14 protein-coding genes and 2 tRNA genes are annotated in these 17,402 nt (G+C 61.9%); 11 read left to right on the forward strand and 5 right to left on the reverse strand.

Translation table 11 applies throughout. The annotated features are described in order from the left end of the window. Positions 1–51 precede the first annotated feature (51 nt). Positions 52–660 (forward strand): DJ-1/PfpI family protein, encoded by a 609-nt coding sequence (locus CRD20_RS08425; protein ID WP_187405241.1) that lies wholly within the window; start codon positions 52–54, stop codon positions 658–660. Positions 661–685: 25 nt separating this feature from the next. Here the strand turns inward: CRD20_RS08425 and CRD20_RS08430 are convergent, their stop codons facing one another. Next, complete coding sequence (locus tag CRD20_RS08430) at positions 686–1,537, reverse strand: DUF1542 domain-containing protein (RefSeq protein WP_187405242.1); 852 nt, start codon at positions 1,535–1,537, stop codon at positions 686–688. A 145-nt stretch (positions 1,538–1,682) separates the two neighbouring features. Beyond that, positions 1,683–1,916, reverse strand: coding sequence for a hypothetical protein (locus CRD20_RS08435; RefSeq protein ID WP_040361601.1), 234 nt, complete (start codon positions 1,914–1,916; stop codon positions 1,683–1,685). Between the two features lie 377 nt (positions 1,917–2,293). Between CRD20_RS08435 and CRD20_RS08440 the strand changes: the two genes are divergently transcribed. From CRD20_RS08440 to CRD20_RS08450, 3 genes are all read left to right on the forward strand, one after another. Beyond that, on the forward strand, positions 2,294–3,817 hold the full coding sequence (locus CRD20_RS08440; RefSeq protein ID WP_016422297.1) for a glycoside hydrolase family 1 protein: 1,524 nt from the start codon (positions 2,294–2,296) through the stop codon (positions 3,815–3,817). Then, entirely contained in the window at positions 3,814–5,121 is a 1,308-nt protein-coding gene (locus CRD20_RS08445) for an MFS transporter (protein ID WP_016422298.1), read from the forward strand. Before CRD20_RS08440 ends, CRD20_RS08445 begins: the two co-directional genes overlap by 4 nt. A gap of 260 nt (positions 5,122–5,381) precedes the next feature. After that, positions 5,382–6,902: an alpha/beta fold hydrolase gene (locus CRD20_RS08450; protein WP_126107929.1), complete on the forward strand. Its 1,521-nt coding sequence runs from the start codon at positions 5,382–5,384 to the stop codon at positions 6,900–6,902. A gap of 38 nt (positions 6,903–6,940) precedes the next feature. Here CRD20_RS08450 and CRD20_RS08455 read toward each other — a convergent pair whose 3' ends face one another. Continuing rightward, entirely contained in the window at positions 6,941–7,153 is a 213-nt protein-coding gene (locus tag CRD20_RS08455) for a hypothetical protein (protein WP_042388516.1), read from the reverse strand. 186 nt (positions 7,154–7,339) lie between these two features. Next, a tRNA-Gly gene (locus CRD20_RS08460) sits at positions 7,340–7,414 on the reverse strand. A gap of 563 nt (positions 7,415–7,977) precedes the next feature. Between CRD20_RS08460 and CRD20_RS08465 the strand changes: the two genes are divergently transcribed. From CRD20_RS08465 to clpX, 5 genes are all read left to right on the forward strand, one after another. Further along, positions 7,978–8,054, forward strand: a tRNA-Pro gene (locus CRD20_RS08465). Beyond that, on the forward strand, positions 8,027–9,490 hold the full coding sequence (gene tig / locus CRD20_RS08470) for a trigger factor (protein ID WP_101687704.1): 1,464 nt from the start codon (positions 8,027–8,029) through the stop codon (positions 9,488–9,490). The genes CRD20_RS08465 and tig overlap by 28 nt, the downstream gene beginning before the upstream one ends. A gap of 141 nt (positions 9,491–9,631) precedes the next feature. Continuing rightward, entirely contained in the window at positions 9,632–10,204 is a 573-nt protein-coding gene (locus tag CRD20_RS08475; protein WP_016422302.1) for an ATP-dependent Clp protease proteolytic subunit, read from the forward strand. Positions 10,205–10,250: 46 nt separating this feature from the next. Further along, positions 10,251–10,874: an ATP-dependent Clp protease proteolytic subunit gene (locus CRD20_RS08480; protein WP_369707172.1), complete on the forward strand. Its 624-nt coding sequence runs from the start codon at positions 10,251–10,253 to the stop codon at positions 10,872–10,874. 172 nt (positions 10,875–11,046) lie between these two features. Then, complete coding sequence (gene clpX, locus CRD20_RS08485; RefSeq protein WP_042388518.1) at positions 11,047–12,309, forward strand: ATP-dependent Clp protease ATP-binding subunit ClpX; 1,263 nt, start codon at positions 11,047–11,049, stop codon at positions 12,307–12,309. A 62-nt stretch (positions 12,310–12,371) separates the two neighbouring features. Here the strand turns inward: clpX and CRD20_RS08490 are convergent, their stop codons facing one another. Further along, complete coding sequence (locus tag CRD20_RS08490; protein WP_187405243.1) at positions 12,372–13,157, reverse strand: TetR/AcrR family transcriptional regulator; 786 nt, start codon at positions 13,155–13,157, stop codon at positions 12,372–12,374. A gap of 230 nt (positions 13,158–13,387) precedes the next feature. Here CRD20_RS08490 and CRD20_RS08495 point away from each other — a divergent pair, with 230 nt between their 5' ends. Then, positions 13,388–14,371 carry a malate dehydrogenase gene (locus CRD20_RS08495; protein ID WP_016422306.1) on the forward strand — a complete coding sequence of 328 codons (984 nt, stop codon included), beginning with the start codon at positions 13,388–13,390 and terminating at the stop codon, positions 14,369–14,371. A 213-nt stretch (positions 14,372–14,584) separates the two neighbouring features. After that, complete coding sequence (locus CRD20_RS08500) at positions 14,585–17,320, forward strand: valine--tRNA ligase (RefSeq protein WP_187405244.1); 2,736 nt, start codon at positions 14,585–14,587, stop codon at positions 17,318–17,320. Positions 17,321–17,402: the final 82 nt, after the last annotated feature.

Here is a 17,402-nt window from a genome sequence, read left to right on the forward strand (position 1 = left end):
AACTCTGGGACCAGACCTTTTTTCATGTGTAGACGGAGTAGGAATTGTCGTATGACAAATCAAGAAGCGCATCGCCGAGTAACTGTTGTGCTATTCCCCGGGTTCGAGCTCTTGGACGTATTTGGACCGGTTGGCCTTTTTGGCCATGTCCCAGAGATTGAGGTCGAATATGTCGCCAACATTGCCGGTCCGATAACCAGCGCTCAGGGGACGGAGGTTATCGCCACGCGCTGCATCGCTGAACTTGAGGCAGTCGATATTCTCCTGGTGCCCGGTGGAGCAGGGAGCAGAACACTAGTTGAAGATGCAGAGTTTTTGGAGTGGCTTAAGCGCATCGGATCCCAGGCGCGGTTAGTGGCGTCGGTCTGCACGGGTTCGGCGCTGCTTGCTGCGGCTGGGCTACTTGAAGGAAAGCGGGCAACTAGTAATAAGTTGGCTTTTGATTGGGCCACCTCGTTCGGAAACGAAGTGATGTGGGTGAAAGAAGCCCGATGGGTCGAAGACGGTAATCGGTGGAGCTCATCAGGGGTCGCAGCAGGTATGGATATGGCTGTTGCTTTAATTAGCAGCATCCTTGGCAAGGAAGCTGGTCGATTGGCCGCCAGAAAGATTGAGTATCGGCCCCAGACAGACGCCACTGTCGACCCTTTTGCGAATTGAGCGAAATAGCGGCGCCGGACTTCTTCTAAATATCGAAACCGTCGAATCCGCCGTCGAAGAATCCGCCACCGTCGTCGCCACCGTCGCCGCCGAAGAGGCCGTCGAAGAAGCCACCGCCGTCGCCTGCGTCACCAGCATCGGCAGCGCCGCCACCGAAGTCGTCTCCACCGAAGTCATCGGAACCAAAGTCCTCAGTGCCGCCGAAGTCGTCAGCACCGGTGCCCATGCCGCTGGCGAACTCATCAGCGCCGTAGGCAACACCGGCCATACCGTGGAAGAGAGTAGAGAACAGCAGCATCGAGCCAGCGGTCCAGACACCGGTGCGGAGCGCGGACTTCCACCAGGGCTCGGAGTACCAACCGGCTGGAACCGGACGGCCAGCGACACGGCCGCCGGGGTAGTAGTTCGGAGTTTCCGGGGTGGCGTATGGCGAGGCGGTAACCGAGTGGCCTTCGTGCTCAATGGTGCGAGTTTCGGTCACAGAACCAGCGGCCTTCTGCCCCTCCAGCGGTGGCAGTGTCGGCCCCGCCGGCAGACCCATAATTTCGCGAGCAGCATTGATGTAGTGCAGGCCCTCCAGCGCCGATTCGCGCGCCATTCGGGCCTGTGCCGGGGTCCGAGCAGTAGAAATCTGCGAGGATGCGGCGTTGTAACGCTCGGATGCGTCGGCAAGAGCCTGCGTGGAAGCCGAATCGGTGCCAGCGAGATTCAGCACCTGTGAGCCCAGCCGCTCAATCCAACGGCGGGCGTCTGCGACGGCGTCTTCCAATTGATTGTTCTGGCGGGCATCAAATGCCCTGTTAGAGCGGTTTTGAGCCATCGACGCGATGATAATCGCACCGCCGACGGTGATAGCGATCAGGATTAAAGCCCCCATGGGCTAGGCCTCCAAAAGGAAATTGCGAGTATTGCTAGTAATTACTTGAAATAACGCACGTAGAGCGCAAAAAGTTCCCGAGCTGACATCTCTGTGCGACAGAGGCAGCTCGGGAACCAGGAAAAGATTGGGTATGGGTAGGTATCTATGACTCGGCGGAGTCGGTGCGCTTGGTGCGGCTCTTTCGATTGGCGTGCCATGCGCGAACTTCTTCGGAATCCCACAGGGTCAACCCATGAAGCTTCGCGACGGGCTCAGGAGCCTTCTTGCGGCCAGCGTAGCTGGTGAAAGTGCCACGTGCGGTGCCGGAAAAAGCAGCGCATTCGACCGCTGTCCATAGTTCGTGTCCAGTATCGGCATCGATAATGGTGGGCTTCATGGTGCCCAGAGTACCCGTAGCACTGGATCCTGAACAGAGGTCAGAAGAATTTCTGGTCCCCGGACGTCGGCTCAGAAAGCAAAAACCGGGAGCAATGCGCCCGGTTGCGTGGAGGGGATGACGGGAATCGAACCCGCGTCTTCAGCTTAGAAGGCTGACAAGTGGGGTTCCTAACGTGATTTTTGATTTTTTTGGGGGGGGGGGACATCGTCAACAACGGGCCGGGGCTCCGATTCGTTCCAGGGGGAGCGGATTTTTCGCGAACGATCCGGTTGCTCTACTCGGTTGCTTTACGACGACCCCGTCGACGCGCGAAACCCATAACATTTTGTTTGAAAACCAAAAACTACGCGTGATGTGTGACATAGGATGTCGGCATGTCAACCAATGTGCCTGCCAATGACCGAACTCTCCATCCTCAGCCGCGCACGTCGCCGCTCGCGAAGCCGTTGCATCACGACGTCGATCTGCGGGGTCTGCTGATCGGCACGGCGTCGGCCGCCGGGCAGATCGAGGGCGGTGACGAGAACAACGACTGGTTCGATTGGGCCCGCGAGCCCGGCAACATCGCCGATGGTTCGACCCCGCTGCGCGCCACCGACCACTGGAACCGGTGGCGGGAGGACAACGAGCTCATGGCGTCGCTGGGTCTGCCCATCGCTCGCATCGGCGTGGAGTGGGCGCGTATCGAACCGCGGCCGGGGGAGTTCGACCATGCGGTGCTGGATCGCTACCGTGAGGAGATTGCCGACCTGCGGGACAAGGGGATTCGTCCGCTGGTGACGCTCCATCACTTCGTCAATCCGCTCTGGTTCGCTCGGCGCGGCGGCTTCACCTCCGATGAATCGCCGGCGGCTTTCCTGCGCTATGCGGAGACGACCGTGCGGGCGCTCGACGACCTCGTCGACGAGTGGATCACCGTCAACGAGCCGAACGTGTACGCCACCCAGGCGCACATGTTCCGCTCGGGCCCGCCGGGCAACCGCTCGTGGGGCGACACGATGGCCGTGCTGCGCAACATGGCGGTGTCCCACATCCGCGGTTACGAGGTCATCCACGGCATCCAGGGGGATCGGGCGAAGGTCGGCATCGCCCACCACGCACGGGCGTTCGCGCCGCGCAATCCGCGCAACCCCATCCACCGCGGCCTGGCGCGGATCAATCGGCATCTGTTCCAGGACATCGTCGCCGACGCGCATCTGGCGGGGAAGTTCCATCCGCTGCTGGGCGGGGCGAAGGTCGGCCGCGGGTTGCCGTCGGGCCGCCACCACGACTTCCTGGGCCTGAACTACTACTCGCGCACGGCCGTCGACAAGTTCGACGACGGCACCTTCGTCGGGGCTCCGGTCAACGACCTCGGGTGGGAAATCCACCCCGAGGGCCTGGTCGAATGCGCCCGCGACCTGAACGAGCGTTTCGGCGGACCGGTCTGGATCACCGAAAACGGCACCTGCGATCTCGGCGATCTGGAGCTGTCGGTCGGTGGCGTGGACGCGGGCGTCGAAAAGACGAATCCGGCCGGGGACTACGCCAACCCGGACGCCGGGGCTGCCGACCGCAGGCTGGAGTCGTTCCGGCCGCGGTTCATCCTGGAGCACCTGCGGGCCATCGCCGAGTCGGACGTGCCCATCGAGCGCTGGTACCACTGGTGCTTCGTGGACAACTGGGAATGGGCCGACGGCGAAGAGCCGCGATTCGGCATCGTCCACCTGGACTACGAGACGCAGGAACGGACGATGAAGCCGTCGGGCCGCCTGCTGGCCGAGCTGGCCCGCACCGGGCGGATCACCCCGGAGCTGCACCGGCGCTACACCGCAGGCCGTCGTTACCCCGTCGCGGACGAACACACCGACCCCAACGTGCGGGCGCAGCCGCCGGAGCCGGATGGGGTGCAGGGATGAGCTCCTCCGAACACGCCGGCTCCTCCGAACGCGCCATCTCCGACGTCGGGCGTTTCACCGCCGACCCCGCCCAGCGCACGCCGGTGACCACCGGCTGGATCGTGCGGTACGGCCTGCTGTACCTGGGGCAGAACATCTCGTGGGCAGCGCCGACGCAGCTGTTGTTGGCGCAGCAGATCCTCATCTGGCATCCGGGGGAGAAGGAGGAGAAGTTCGCGCTCCTCATGGCGGTCGGCGGGTTCTTCTCCATCATCGGGCATCCGCTGGCCGGGTGGTTGTCGGACCGCACGGACACGCGCTGGGGCCGCCGCGCCCCGTGGATCCTCTTCGGCGGGCTGGCGGCGGCCGGGTCGCTGGTGTTCCTGGGCGCCGCGCCGGGCTTCATGGCGTTGACCATCGGGTGGGCGGTGTTCCAGCTGGCCATCGCGGCGTCAATCAACGCGGCCCAGGCGGTGGCGCCGGATACGGTGCCGGACAATCAGTACGGCGTGGTCTCGGGTGTGCTGGGGCTGACGTACACCCTCGGCGTGGTGCTGGGCACCGTCGTGGCCACGGTGTTCGACCTGGGGCTGGCGTACATCGTCACCGCGGCGCTGCTGCTGGTGCTCATCGGCCAGTTCCTGCCGGGCTTCCGCGACGTGTCCCGGGTGCGGTCGCAGGCGGCCGCATCTCCGGTGCTTGACGACGCCGGCGGGGACGCTGACGCCGTGGTGCCCGCCGTCGCCGAGGTGCCCGGAGGGCTCTACCGCGACTTCACGTGGGTGTTCATCGCCCGGTTCCTGGTGACCACGGGCAACTCGGTCGCGTTGTTCTACCTGTTCTATTACCTGCGCGATCACATCGGCCACCCCGATCCGGATGCCGGCGTGCTCGTCCTCACCGGCGCGTATGCCCTGTGCGTCATCGTCACCGCGATCCTGTCGGGCAAAGTGTCCGACAAGATGGGCAAGCGCCGGGTGTTCGTGGCGTTGTCGTCGATGGGCGTCGCCGGGGCCTGCGCGATCATGGCGTTCGCCGGGAGCTTCGCCATGGTCGTCGGCGCGGCGGTGCTGTTGGGTCTGTCGTGGGGCGTGTTCATGGCCGTCGATCAGGCCCTGATCAACCAGGTGCTGCCCAAGGCCGATGAGCGCGGGCGTGACGTGGGCGTCATGAACCTCGCCGTCGCCGGCCCGAACATGGCCGCCCCGGTGCTCGCCGCCTTCGCGTTGGCGAACCTCGGCGGGTACCCCGGCCTGTACGTTTTCGCGGGCGCGCTCACCGCCGTCGGTGCGGTGCTGGTGTACCGGGTGCGGTCCGTGCCCTGATCTCCGTGCGTTGAACAGCGTGCGGCCGGTGCCCTAATCTTCGTGCCTTGAACGGCGTGCGGTCGGCGTTACGGTTTGATACCGTTCGTTGCAGTCGATGAAAGGTGTTTATCCCCGTGCGCCCCACGAAGAAGTTGTCCCCCGCCGAATTCGGCGCAGCGTCCCCCGCCGTCTCCTCTGTGGAGACCGGTGCCGAGGCCCGGTCCGCGAGCCGAGTCTCAGCGGCCCCGTCGTCCCGGACGTCCTTCGTCCGCAGGGCGTTGGCCCCGGTCACGGCGCTCGCGCTGGCGGGCACGTTGCTGTCGGTGCCGCAGGCGTCGGCCGGCGGCTCCGCCGGTCCGGCCGATCTCGGCGGGTTGGACTGGGGCGCGTGCCCGACCGCGGCGATGACCGCGCCGGGCACCGTGTGCGCGGACATCGACGTGCCACGTGATTATTCCGACCCGGAGGGCGCGACGATTTCCCTCACTGTCAGCCGGGTTCCGGCGACGGGGGAGCGCCGTGGCGTCATCGCAGGCAATCCGGGTGGCCCCGGCGGCGACGCGTTGGGAATGTTCTCCGACGAGGCCGTGAGGATGCCGACCGCCGTCCGGGAGCACTTCGACCTCATCGCCGTCGAGCCGCGCGGCCTGGCCTGGGGCACCCCGCTGAACTGCAACGTGGCGGACATCCCGATGACGGGTCTGCTCTCCGGGCAGGTCGGCGCGATGTACGCCTCCTGCGAAGCCAACGAACCGGGATACGCGGCGACCATCACCACGGAGAACACCGCTCGCGATCTCAACCATGTCCGCGACGTGCTCGGCCAGGACGTCATGCACCTCTACGGCCTGTCCTACGGCACGGATCTGATGAGCACGTACGCGACTCTGTTCCCGGACAAGACGGGCCGGATGGTGCTGGATTCCTCGGTCGATCCTGCCGACCGTTACTTTCGGCTCGGAGACTCGCGCGAGCCGTGGCGCCGCGAGGCTCTCAACGCGATGTTCCAGTGGATCGCCGACCGTGACGACGAGTACGGCCTGGGCACCACCGCCCTGCAGGTGTACGCGCGCTGGTCGCAGCGCATCAACGAGGAGGTTGGCGCGCCGGGTCAGGTCTACCCGCCGCCGACGCAGGTGGGCGACGTGCCCGCCGCCTTCGCCGACGACCCGGAGGCGTTCATGCAGCTGGCCGACGGCGTTCTGCCCGTCGCGTGGCGCAGCCATTCCTTCGCGGCGAACCTGATGCGCCCCGGCGCCGGCAATCAGTCGGTGCTGCTGCAGCAGACCTTCGCGGCGACGTACTCGGAGAGCATGTGGCCCGACATCGCCGACGCCGTGGTCACCGGCGAGGTGGAGACCCCCGAACTACCCGAGGGCGTGACCCCGGAAGACATGATGGCGCAGACCGAGGCGATGGGAACCATCGAGCGGGCGATCATCTGCAACGACAACGTCACCGCCGCCGACCCGTCCCGCATTCCCCGCACGTACCTCGACCAGTTCACCGGCGGCGACATCTTCCGCCTCAACGCCGATGCGCTGTCGTCGGGGCAGCTATGCCTCGGCTGGCCGGGGCAGGGCGCTGCCGTGGAACTCAGCGGCGACGCCCTCGAGTCGAAGCCGCTGCTGCTCCACTACGACCGCGATGCGGCGGTGACCGGCACGGGCGGCCGCGCGATGCAGGCGGTCATGGGCGGCGAGCTCATCGAGCTGCCGGGCCACGGCCACGGCGTGCTCGTCGCCCACAACGACGCCGACGAGATCGCCAACGTCGTCGCCGCCCACTACTTGGGCTGACCGGTCATGCCGGGCTGACCGGTCCGAGATTGGGCCGGCTACTTGCCCTTCGCCTCGTGGCCTTTCTGCCACTCGCGCACGTCGTCGGAGTTCCGCGGGTTCAGCCCGTGGAGCTTCGCCGCCGGCACCGGCGCTTTGCCACGGCCCGCATAGCTGGCGAACGTGCCGCGCGCGGTACCGGTGAACTCCGCGCATTCGGCGACGGTCCACAGCTCGACGCCGGTGTCCTTGTCGATGATGCGAGGATTCATGCCGCCGGGACTAGTTGTGCGTGACGACGGCAAAAGACCCGACATGACAGTGCCACCGACTTGTTACCGACGCTGTATGAAACCGTGACGCGCGCACGCGGTCGTGACATGCCTGTGACGGATTTCGGGACGGATCCCGTCAAAAAGAAGAACACCCTCCGACGCTGGCCGGAGGGTGCTTTCACATGGAGGGGATGACGGGAATCGAACCCGCGTCTTCAGCTTGGAAGGCTGAGGTATTAGCCACTATACGACATCCCCATAGACAGAAATCCGGTTTAGATGCGCACTCGCCTCAACCAGACCGTGTCTTGGTACAAGGCATATTAACTCGTTAAAGCGCACATACAAAAATCGATGCCAGGTTTTTCTCGAAGGATTTAAAGAAAAGTGGCTGTGGCCGGGAAAAACAGAAAATGAAACTAAAGCAATATGGGGTATATGAAACAGGCGTATAGCCGTTGATTACACTGTCACACGACTCAACAAAGGGGCAGTCGTTTTAGGCGGCTTCTTTGGAGGGTCGGCCGACGAATGGAGTGTTTGCAGTAAACGAGGCCGCCAAAAGCAGTGCCGAGGTGATGCAAACGCCCTGTGATATGCATGGATTTCATGAAACCAGTAGTAGTTGGCAGGTTGGCTCTCGATGGCGTCGTAAAGCGTTTTCAGACAGAGTAATGGCCTGGTTGAACGCGTGGTTTTGTGATTTCATTAATCGTCAGGTAAATCTATACGGGTCCGTTGTGGAAACGCGATTTCGCGCCTATGAGGGCCCCGGTGCAGATGCTCCAAAGGGGTTTCTGCTAGGTTTCGAATGGCGCATACGGGGTATGGCGCAGCTTGGTAGCGCGTCCGCTTTGGGAGCGGAAGGCCGTGGGTTCAAATCCCGCTACCCCGACCAGTATCACGGGCACTCCCGTGGTCTATGAATTAATCATCGAGTTGCAGGAGAGTGCACCAGTGAAGTCTTCCGTTGAGAAGCTCAATGAGACCCGAGTGAAGATTACCGTCGAGGTCCCGTTTGACGAGCTGAAGCCAGAGTTCGACAACGCCTACAAGGCACTGGCTCAGCAGGTCCAGATTCCGGGCTTCCGTAAGGGCAAGGCACCGGCAAAGCTGATTGAGGCCCGCTTCGGCCGCGGCCCGATCCTGGAGCAGGTGCTCAACGACATGGTCCCGTCCCGCTACGACGAGGTCGTTCGCGAGGAGGACCTGAAGGTTATCGGTCAGCCTGAGGTCGACATCACCAAGCTGGAAGACGGCGAGCTCGTTGAGTTCACCGCTGAGGTCGACGTCCGTCCGGAGATTGAGCTGCCGAAGTTCGAGGACATCGCAGTTGAGGTTGACCCGCTGGTCGCCGACGACGAAGCTGTTGAGGCTGAGCTGCAGAACCTGCTCGCTCGTTTCGGCACCCTGACCGGCGTCGAGCGTGCAGTTGAGAAGGACGACTTCGTCTCCATCGACCTGTCCGCCACCATCGACGGCGAAGAGCTGGAAGAGGCCTCCACCGAGGGCCTGTCCTACCAGGTTGGCTCCGATGACCTGATTGACGGCCTGGATGACGCTGTTGTCGGCCTGTCCCAGGGCGAGTCCAAGGAGTTCACCACCAAGCTGGTTGCTGGCGAGCACGAGGGCGAGGACGCTCAGGTCACCGTTACCGTTCAGTCCGTCAAGGTCCGCGAGCTGCCGGAAGCTGACGACGACTTCGCTCAGATGGCTTCCGAGTTCGACACCATCGACGAGCTGAAGGAAGATCTGGCTCGCCAGGTTGAGAACACCAAGAAGGGTGAGCAGGCTCAGCAGGTTCGCGACAAGGTTCTGGCTGCCGCTATGGAGCAGACCACCATCGCTCTGCCGGAGGGTGTTGTCAAGGAGCAGGTCGAGGGCCAGCTGCAGCAGCTACTGGGTCAGTTCGGCGGCGACGAGAAGGTTCTGAACTCCATGCTGGAGGCACAGGGCACCACCCGTGAGCAGTTCGACGAGGACTCCAAGAAGTCCGCTGAGGAAGCTGTCCGCACCCAGCTGTTCCTGGACGCACTGGCTGAAGAGATCCAGCCGGATGTTTCCCAGCAGGAACTCACCGACCACATCCTGTTCACTGCTCAGTCTTACGGCATGGACCCGAACCAGTTCATCCAGCAGATTCAGCAGTCCGGCCAGCTCGGCAACCTGTTCGCAGACGTTCGCCGCGGCAAGGCTCTGGCTACCTCGATCCTGAAGGCTTCCGCCAAGGACACCGAGGGCAACGAAATCGACCTGAACGAGTACTTCGGTGAGGTCGAGCCGGAGGCTGAGAAGGCTGAGTCCGACAAGGCTGAGGACACCTCCGCTGAGTAAGCCCCGCAATTAGCGCGGCGCGTTCGACATGACGCAACGCTTATAGCGAACAAGGGCCGTTCCCGAAACAAAGGGGCGGCCCTTTTCGTTACCCTCTAATGAACGACAAAACTCGCACACGTACGAAAAAGGAGTACACAGATGAGCGATAACGCCCAGATGTCGACGAACACGGTTTTCGACAAGCTGCTCAAGGAGCGCATTATTTGGCTGGGTGAGCAGGTCGACGATGAGATTGCCAACAAGCTCTGCGGTCAGATGCTGCTCCTGGCAGCCGAGGACCCGGAGGCGGATATCTCGCTGTACATCAACTCCCCGGGCGGCTCCGTCACCGCTGGCATGGCCATTTACGACACCATGCAGTTCGTTCCGTGCGACGTGGCTACCTACGGCATGGGCTTGGCAGCTTCCATGGGCCAGTTCCTGCTCGCCGCAGGTGCTAAGGGCAAGCGTTACGCGCTGCCGCACGCCCGCATTATGATGCACCAGCCATCTGCAGGTATCGGCGGAACCGCATCCGACATCACCATTCAGGCTGAGCAGTTCGCTGCCACCAAGAAGGAGATGGCTCGCCTGATTGCGCAGCACACCGGTCAGCCGGTCGAGCGCATTGAGGAAGACTCGGACCGCGACCGCTGGTTCACCGCGGCTGAGGCTAAGGAATACGGCCTGGTTGACCACGTCGTAACCGCCCTCAAGGACACTGCACGCTAAAAGCGGACAGTAGCGAATAATTAGAGGCGATTTAATCAACATGGAGATGAACAATATGCAGATGCCGCAGTCGCGCTACGTGCTTCCTTCTTTCGTGGAGCACTCCAGCTTTGGTGCTAAGGAATCCAACCCATACAACAAGCTCTTCGAAGAGCGCATTATCTTCCTCGGCTCCCAGGTCGACGACACCGCCGCTAACGACATCATGGCGCAGCTGCTGGTGCTCGAGGGGCTGGACCCGGATCGTGACATCACGATGTACATCAACTCCCCAGGTGGCTCCTTCACGTCGCTGATGGCCATCTACGACACGATGCAGTACGTGCGTCCCGACGTGCAGACGGTGTGCCTGGGCCAGGCTGCTTCCGCGGCAGCCGTCCTGCTCGCTGCGGGTGCACCGGGTAAGCGTGCAGCTCTGCCGAATGCGCGCGTGCTCATTCACCAGCCGGCCACCCAGGGTATCCAGGGCCAGGTTTCCGACCTGGAGATTCAGGCGAACGAGATCGAGCGCATGCGCAAGCTGATGGAGGAGACTCTGGCTCGCCACTCCGGTCGCACTGCAGAGCAGATCCGCAAGGACACCGATCGTGACAAGATCCTGACCGCCGAAGAGGCCGTCGAGTACGGCATCATCGACCAGGTCTTCGAGTACCGCAAGCACAACGCTTAAAAGGGGACATGGTCTCTCTGGAGTGCTGTGCACTGGCCGTCGTAAAGCGCCGAGCGAGATTGCGTGAAATTCGCCTCGCCCTGGCGTGGAAGCCGGTAATTGCGCACTCTCACGGTAGGCTGGTCTGAAGCAATTATTGGCAACGAAGCGGAAAGGCGGCGGCGGGAGCCTCATGGCGCGTATGCAAGAAAGTGCGGATTTGCTGAAGTGCTCTTTCTGTGGAAAGAGTCAGAAGCAGGTCAAGAAGCTGATTGCCGGACCTGGTGTGTACATCTGTAATGAGTGCATCGAGCTCTGCAACGAGATCATCGAAGAGGAGCTCAACACCGGCGGCGAGGCAACTGGCAACGACGACCGCCTGCCGCGGCCGATGGAAATTCGAGACTTCCTCGATGAGTACGTCATCGGCCAGGACATGGCTAAGCGCACGCTGGCCGTCGCGGTCTACAACCACTACAAGCGCCTTCGTGCTGCGGAGACCAAGTCGGACAACGACGTCGAGCTGCAGAAGTCGAACATCCTCTTGCTGGGGCCGACTGGCTGCGGCAAGACTTACCTCGCGCAGACACTGGCTCGCAAGCTGGATGTGCCGTTCGCGATCGCTGACGCCACCAGCCTGACCGAGGCCGGCTATGTCGGTGAGGACGTGGAGAACATCCTGCTGAAGCTGCTGCAGGCTACTGATTTCGACGTCGAGAAGGCACAGCGCGGCATCATTTACGTCGATGAAATTGACAAGATTTCGCGCAAGTCCGAGAACACCTCCATCACCCGCGATGTCTCCGGTGAAGGTGTGCAGCAGGCGCTGCTGAAGATTCTCGAGGGAACCGTAGCCGCCGTGCCCCCGCAGGGTGGGCGCAAGCTGCCGAACCAGGAGTTCATTCAGTTCGACACCTCCAACGTCCTGTTCATCGTCGCGGGTGCGTTTGCCGGTCTGGAAAAGGTCGTTCAGGAGCGCGTCGGCAAGAAGGGCCTGGGCTTCGGCGCAGATGTCACCTCGGCTAACGACGAGGACATGAAGGATCCATTCCGCGACGTGCTGCCGGAGGACCTCGTTCGATTCGGCCTGATTCCTGAGTTCATTGGCCGCCTGCCCGTTATCGCATCGGTCACCAACCTCGATGAGGACGCGCTGGTTCGTGTGCTCACCGAGCCGAAGAACTCTCTGGTCCGCCAGTACCAGCACCTGTTCGACATGGACGGTGTGCGTCTCACCATCGACGATGAGGCACTGCGCGCCATTGCTGCCAAGGCGATTAGCCGCAATACCGGCGCCCGTGGTCTGCGCGGCATCATGGAAGAAATCTTGGTTCCCGTAATGTTCGAGGTACCAGAGCGTGACGACGTTGCGGAGGTCATTGTCCACAAGGAATGCATCACGGACGGTGCAGCGCCGGAACTCGTTGAACGCAGCGAGGATAAGAAGACTGCGTAAAGGTAGCTAAAACCCGGTTAGAGTAGCCGCTCTAACCGGGTTTTTGATGTCTGTATGGAGCCCTAGTCGTCCATGCCGTAGATGTCGCGGTAATCCGGGGCATCGTCAGTGGTCAAGTCCTGAGTCTCTGGGTTGGGCTGATCGCCGTAGACCTCTGCGCCAAGCGCGGACGAGTTCGCGCCATGGGAGGCCAGCAGGGAAGTGTACGAGCTGCCCGGTTCGTTGCGAGGCGAGGCCGTCAACAAGCTGGTCACAGTGTCCTGAGCAAACTCACGCAGCTTGTCCGACAGCACCGTCGATTGCATTTCAATGCCGTAGAGGTTTTCAAAAGTCCGCTGGTGAAGGGTGGGGAAGGTAGCCAGCGAAAGCACGAGAATATAAAGATCAAGTGCGGAAATATCAGTGCGGAATGCACCGTAATCGCGGCCGAGCAACAAGATGCGGTCAAACTCCAACACAATAGGGCTCTGACCACCAAGCCCAGTCATGCCTTCTAGCGGCAGGACCGGGTGTAGGTTTTCCTGGATGATGAACCGCACGGCGAGCGGGTTCGCCGAGAAGTAGTCGTAGATAACGCCGACCACATGCTGCAAGGCTTCCACCGGCACATTGGAGTGCGGTCGCAGGTCGTCGTCGTCAGGCCTTACGGTCTCCAGCACATGTGCCCACGTCGCCCTGTAGAGTCCCAACTTGTCACCACAGTGGTAGTGAAGCATGCGCTTGGAGACACCAGAGGCGGCAGCAATGGCATCCAAACGGGCATCTGCATACCCCTTTGCGGTGAATTCTTGAAGTGCTGCCACCAAGACTGCATGGGGGATTGCATCAGAGGAGCCTGGAGACTTCATGAAAATCCTTTGCTTGGACTAGAGGGCGACTACGGGGTTTTGGCTATCTAACGGGGGTGAAATTGCTCGGTCGCGGACTTCTTTCTAGTGAAATGAGTACATGACCGTAAGTCATGCCTAATGCTATCCGTTTTTCAGAATTGGCCTGAGCCCGTCGCCCCCGTCTGCGCCAATTCTGTAGTCGCATTAGAGTGGGCAGCGAATTGATTCTCTCTCGAGAAAGGCCTGAAGTGAACAAGACTCCCGTAAAGGTTGCAGTTACCGGCGCCGCCGGACAGATCGCTTACTCCCTGCTCTTCCGCATTGCCAGCGGTTCGGTTTTCGGCCCTGAGACCCCGGTTGAGTTGAACCTGCTGGAGATCACTCCGGCGCTGCACGCCACCGAAGGCGTCGCCATGGAGCTGTTTGACTCCGCCTTCCCGCTTCTGACTGGCATCAACATCACCGATGATCCGGCAAAGGCATTCGACGGTGCTAACGCCGCCTTCCTGGTCGGTGCAAAGCCGCGCGGCAAGGGCGAGGAGCGCTCCGCACTGCTGGGCGCCAACGGCAAGATCTTCGGCCCGCAGGGTGCCGCACTGAACGATCATGCAGCAGACGACATCAAGGTTCTGGTTGTCGGCAACCCGGCCAACACCAACACCATGATTGCCGCATCCCACGCTAAGGACATCCCGGCAGAGCGCTTCACCGCCATGATGCGCCTGGACCACAACCGCTCCCTGTCTCAGCTGTCGGAAAAGATTGGTGTTCCGACCACTGAGATCAAGAACATGATTGTCTGGGGTAACCACTCCGCAGACCAGTTCCCGGACATCACCTACGCCACCATTGCAGGCGAGAAGGTCTCCGACAAGGTGGACGCTGCATGGGTCGAGCAGGACTTCATTCCGCGTGTCGCCAAGCGTGGCGCAGAAATCATCGAGGTCCGTGGTTCCTCCTCCGCAGCTTCCGCTGCCGCTGCCGCAGTTGACCACATGCGTGACTGGGTCACGGGTACCCCAGAGGGCGAGTGGGTCTCTGTCGCCCTTCCGTCCGATGGCTCCTACGGCATCGACGAGGGCCTGGTCGCTGGTGTTCCGTGCTACGCCAAGGACGGCGAGTGGGTTCGCGTTGAGGGCCTGGATCTCTCCGAGGTTCAGCGCGCTGGCATCGAGCGCAACGTCAAGGCACTGCGCGAAGAGCGCGAGGCTGTTAAGGACCTGCTGGTCTAAGAGTTGTTCAACGGCCGTTTAGAGGCGCTCTCTTGTGATGATTTCACAAGAGAGCGCTTTTATTTTGCGCGGTAATCGCGGTTTGGCTCGGAGCGGGAGAAAGGCTTGAATTAGGCGGTGTATAAGTCGCCGATGGCAGATATGGGTGGGGTGCAAGGGCCGTCGTAAAGCCCCTGGAAAACCAAATCCGGGCAAGGCGCTAAGATGTGACGCGTGACTGAGAACAACGTGGACCTAAACAGAGCAGATAAGTTGCCCAAGTCGTGGAACCCGGCTGACGTGGAGTCGGACCTGTACCAGGGCTGGGTAGACGCCGGTTATTTCAAGGCTGATCCGTCTAGCTCCAAGCCGGCTTACTCTATTGTGCTGCCCCCGCCGAATGTGACGGGTCAGCTGCACATGGGCCACGCACTGGACCACACTTTGATGGATGCGCTGGTGCGACGTAAGCGCATGCAGGGCTACGAGGTGCTGTGGCTGCCGGGTATGGACCACGCGGGTATCGCAACGCAGACCAAGGTCGAGGCGATGCTGAAGGAGTCCGAAGGTAAGGACCGCTTCGATTATGGCCGCGAGGAATTCGTGGAGAAGGTCTGGGAGTGGAAGCATGATTACGGCGGACGTATCGGCAACCAGATGCGCCAGATTGGTGACTCCCTGGATTGGTCTCGTGAGCGCTTCACTCTGGACGAGGGGCTGTCCCGTGCGGTTCAGACGATTTTTAAGGAACTGTTTGACCGCGGCCTGATTTACCGCGCCAAGCGCATGGTCAACTGGTCGCCAGTGCTGCAGACTGCAATCTCGGATATTGAGGTCAAGTACGAGGACGCTGAAGGCGAGCTCGTGTCCTTCCGCTACGGCGATGGGGAAGACTCCATTGTTGTGGCGACGACTCGTGTGGAGACGATGCTGGGTGACGTGGCAATTGCCGTGCACCCGGAGGATGAGCGCTACACGCACCTGGTGGGCAAGGTTCTGGACCACCCGTTCCGCGAGGACCTGAAGATTCAGGTCATCGCCGATGACTACGTGGATCGCGAGTTCGGTACCGGCGCGGTGAAGATCACGCCGGCGCACGATCCGAATGACTTCGCCATGGGTCAGCGCCACGACCTGGATATGCCGGAGGTCATCGACACCACTGGCCGTATCTTCAACACTGGCACGCGTTTCGACGGCATGGATCGTGCGGAAGCCCGTACTGCGTTGACGGAGGCGCTGCGTGAGCAGGGACGCATTGTCAAGGAGATTCGCCCGTACGTTCACTCGGTCGGTCACTCGGAGCGCTCGGGTGAGCCGATTGAGCCGCTGCTGAGCCTGCAGTGGTTCGTTAAGGTCGATGAGCTGGCCAAGATGTCTGGCGATGCTGTTCGCGAGGGCGACACGGTTATTCACCCGGCTTCGCAGGAGCCGCGCTGGTTCGACTGGGTCGATGACATGCACGACTGGTGTATCTCCCGCCAGCTGTGGTGGGGTCACCGCATCCCGATCTGGTACGGCCCGAATGGCGAGGTCGTCTGTGTCGGCCCGGATGATGAGGTCCCGACGGGCGAGGGCTGGACGCAGGATCCGGACGTGCTGGATACCTGGTTCTCCTCTGCGCTGTGGCCGTTTTCCACGATGGGCTGGCCGGAAGCCACCCCAGAGCTGGAGAAGTTCTACCCGACATCCGTGCTGGTCACCGGCTACGACATTCTGTTCTTCTGGGTCGCGCGCATGATGATGTTCTCGACCTTTGCTGCCACCCTGCCTGATTCACCGCTGGGTAAGGGCCGCGACGGTCGTCCGCAGGTGCCGTTCAAGGATGTCTTCCTGCACGGTCTGGTCCGCGATGAGCAGGGCCGCAAGATGTCGAAGTCTCTCGGCAACGGCATTGACCCGCTGGACTGGGTGCGTGACTACGGTGCGGACGCACTTCGCTTCACGCTGGCTCGTGGCGCTAACCCGGGCTCTGACCTGCCGGTCGGTAACGACGCCGCACAGAGCTCCCGTAACTTCGCTACCAAGCTGTTCAACGCCACCCGCTTTGCGCTGATGAACGGTGCCCACGTGGGCGAGCTGCCGGACCGTGACCAGCTCACCGACACCGACCGCTGGATTTTGGACCGCCTGGAACAGGTCCGCGCCGAAGTCGACTCTGCGCTGGATAAGTACGAGTTCTCCAAGGCCAACGAGGCCCTCTACCACTTCGCATGGGACGAGGTCTGTGACTGGTACCTGGAGATGACCAAGGTCGACTTCCCACGCCTGAATGACGGCGAGACCATGACCGAGGAGCAGGCCGCCCGCGCCGCCTCCACTCGTCTGGTTCTAGGCCGCGTGCTGGATACGCTGCTGCGTCTGCTGCACCCGTCCATGCCGTTCGTCACGGAGACGCTGTGGAAGGCGCTTACCGACGGCGCGGAGGGCTTCGAGGACTCTCTGGTTATTTCCGCCTGGCCGGATGCAACCATGACCACCGACAGCGCTGCTGTCGACGAGGTTGCCGCACGTCGTATTGCCGATGCCCAGAAGTTGGTTACCGAGCTGCGTCGTTTCCGCAATGACCAGGGTGTGAAGCCGTCGCAGCGCGTGCCGGCACGCATGAACCTGGCGGATGCTGATCTGACTGCTCAGGAAGAGATGATTCGTTCGCTGGCTCGTGCTGAGGCACCGGAGGATGGATTCACCGCTACCGCTTCCATTGAGGTGCGTCTGTCTCAGGCCACGGTCCTGATCGAGCTGGATACCTCCGGCACCGTCGACGTGGCCGCGGAACGCAAGCGCCTGGAAAAGGACCTGGCCAAGGCAGAGAAGGAACTGGCCGGCACCGAGAAGAAGCTCGGCAACGAGGCCTTCTTGTCCAAGGCTCCGGAGCAGGTCGTGGAGAAGATTAAGACTCGCCACCAGTTCGCACTGGAGGAGATTGACCGTATTAAGGCTCGTTTGGAGGGACTTCCGCAGGCATGACCGATCCACGGGATGCTGAACCACGTGATGAGGCCGCAGGCGAGATTCGTTTGAATCTTGGCGGCGGCGACGATTCGGTGAC

The sequence above is a fragment of the Corynebacterium sp. LK33 genome (assembly GCF_014334955.1).
GTDB lineage: Bacteria > Actinomycetota > Actinomycetes > Mycobacteriales > Mycobacteriaceae > Corynebacterium > Corynebacterium jeikeium_D.

Coding starts and splice junctions, on each gene's coding strand:
- CRD20_RS08455 (WP_042388516.1), bottom strand. CDS start 7,153: ATGAATCCTCGCATCATCGACAAGGACACCGGCGTCGAGCTGTGGACC.
- CRD20_RS08475 (WP_016422302.1), top strand. CDS start 9,632: ATGAGCGATAACGCCCAGATGTCGACGAACACGGTTTTCGACAAGCTG.
- CRD20_RS08430 (WP_187405242.1), bottom strand. CDS start 1,537: ATGGGGGCTTTAATCCTGATCGCTATCACCGTCGGCGGTGCGATTATC.
- CRD20_RS08425 (WP_187405241.1), top strand. CDS start 52: ATGACAAATCAAGAAGCGCATCGCCGAGTAACTGTTGTGCTATTCCCC.
- CRD20_RS08435 (WP_040361601.1), bottom strand. CDS start 1,916: ATGAAGCCCACCATTATCGATGCCGATACTGGACACGAACTATGGACA.
- CRD20_RS08445 (WP_016422298.1), top strand. CDS start 3,814: ATGAGCTCCTCCGAACACGCCGGCTCCTCCGAACGCGCCATCTCCGAC.
- clpX (WP_042388518.1), top strand. CDS start 11,047: ATGGCGCGTATGCAAGAAAGTGCGGATTTGCTGAAGTGCTCTTTCTGT.
- CRD20_RS08440 (WP_016422297.1), top strand. CDS start 2,294: ATGTCAACCAATGTGCCTGCCAATGACCGAACTCTCCATCCTCAGCCG.
- CRD20_RS08490 (WP_187405243.1), bottom strand. CDS start 13,157: ATGAAGTCTCCAGGCTCCTCTGATGCAATCCCCCATGCAGTCTTGGTG.
- CRD20_RS08480 (WP_369707172.1), top strand. CDS start 10,251: ATGAACAATATGCAGATGCCGCAGTCGCGCTACGTGCTTCCTTCTTTC.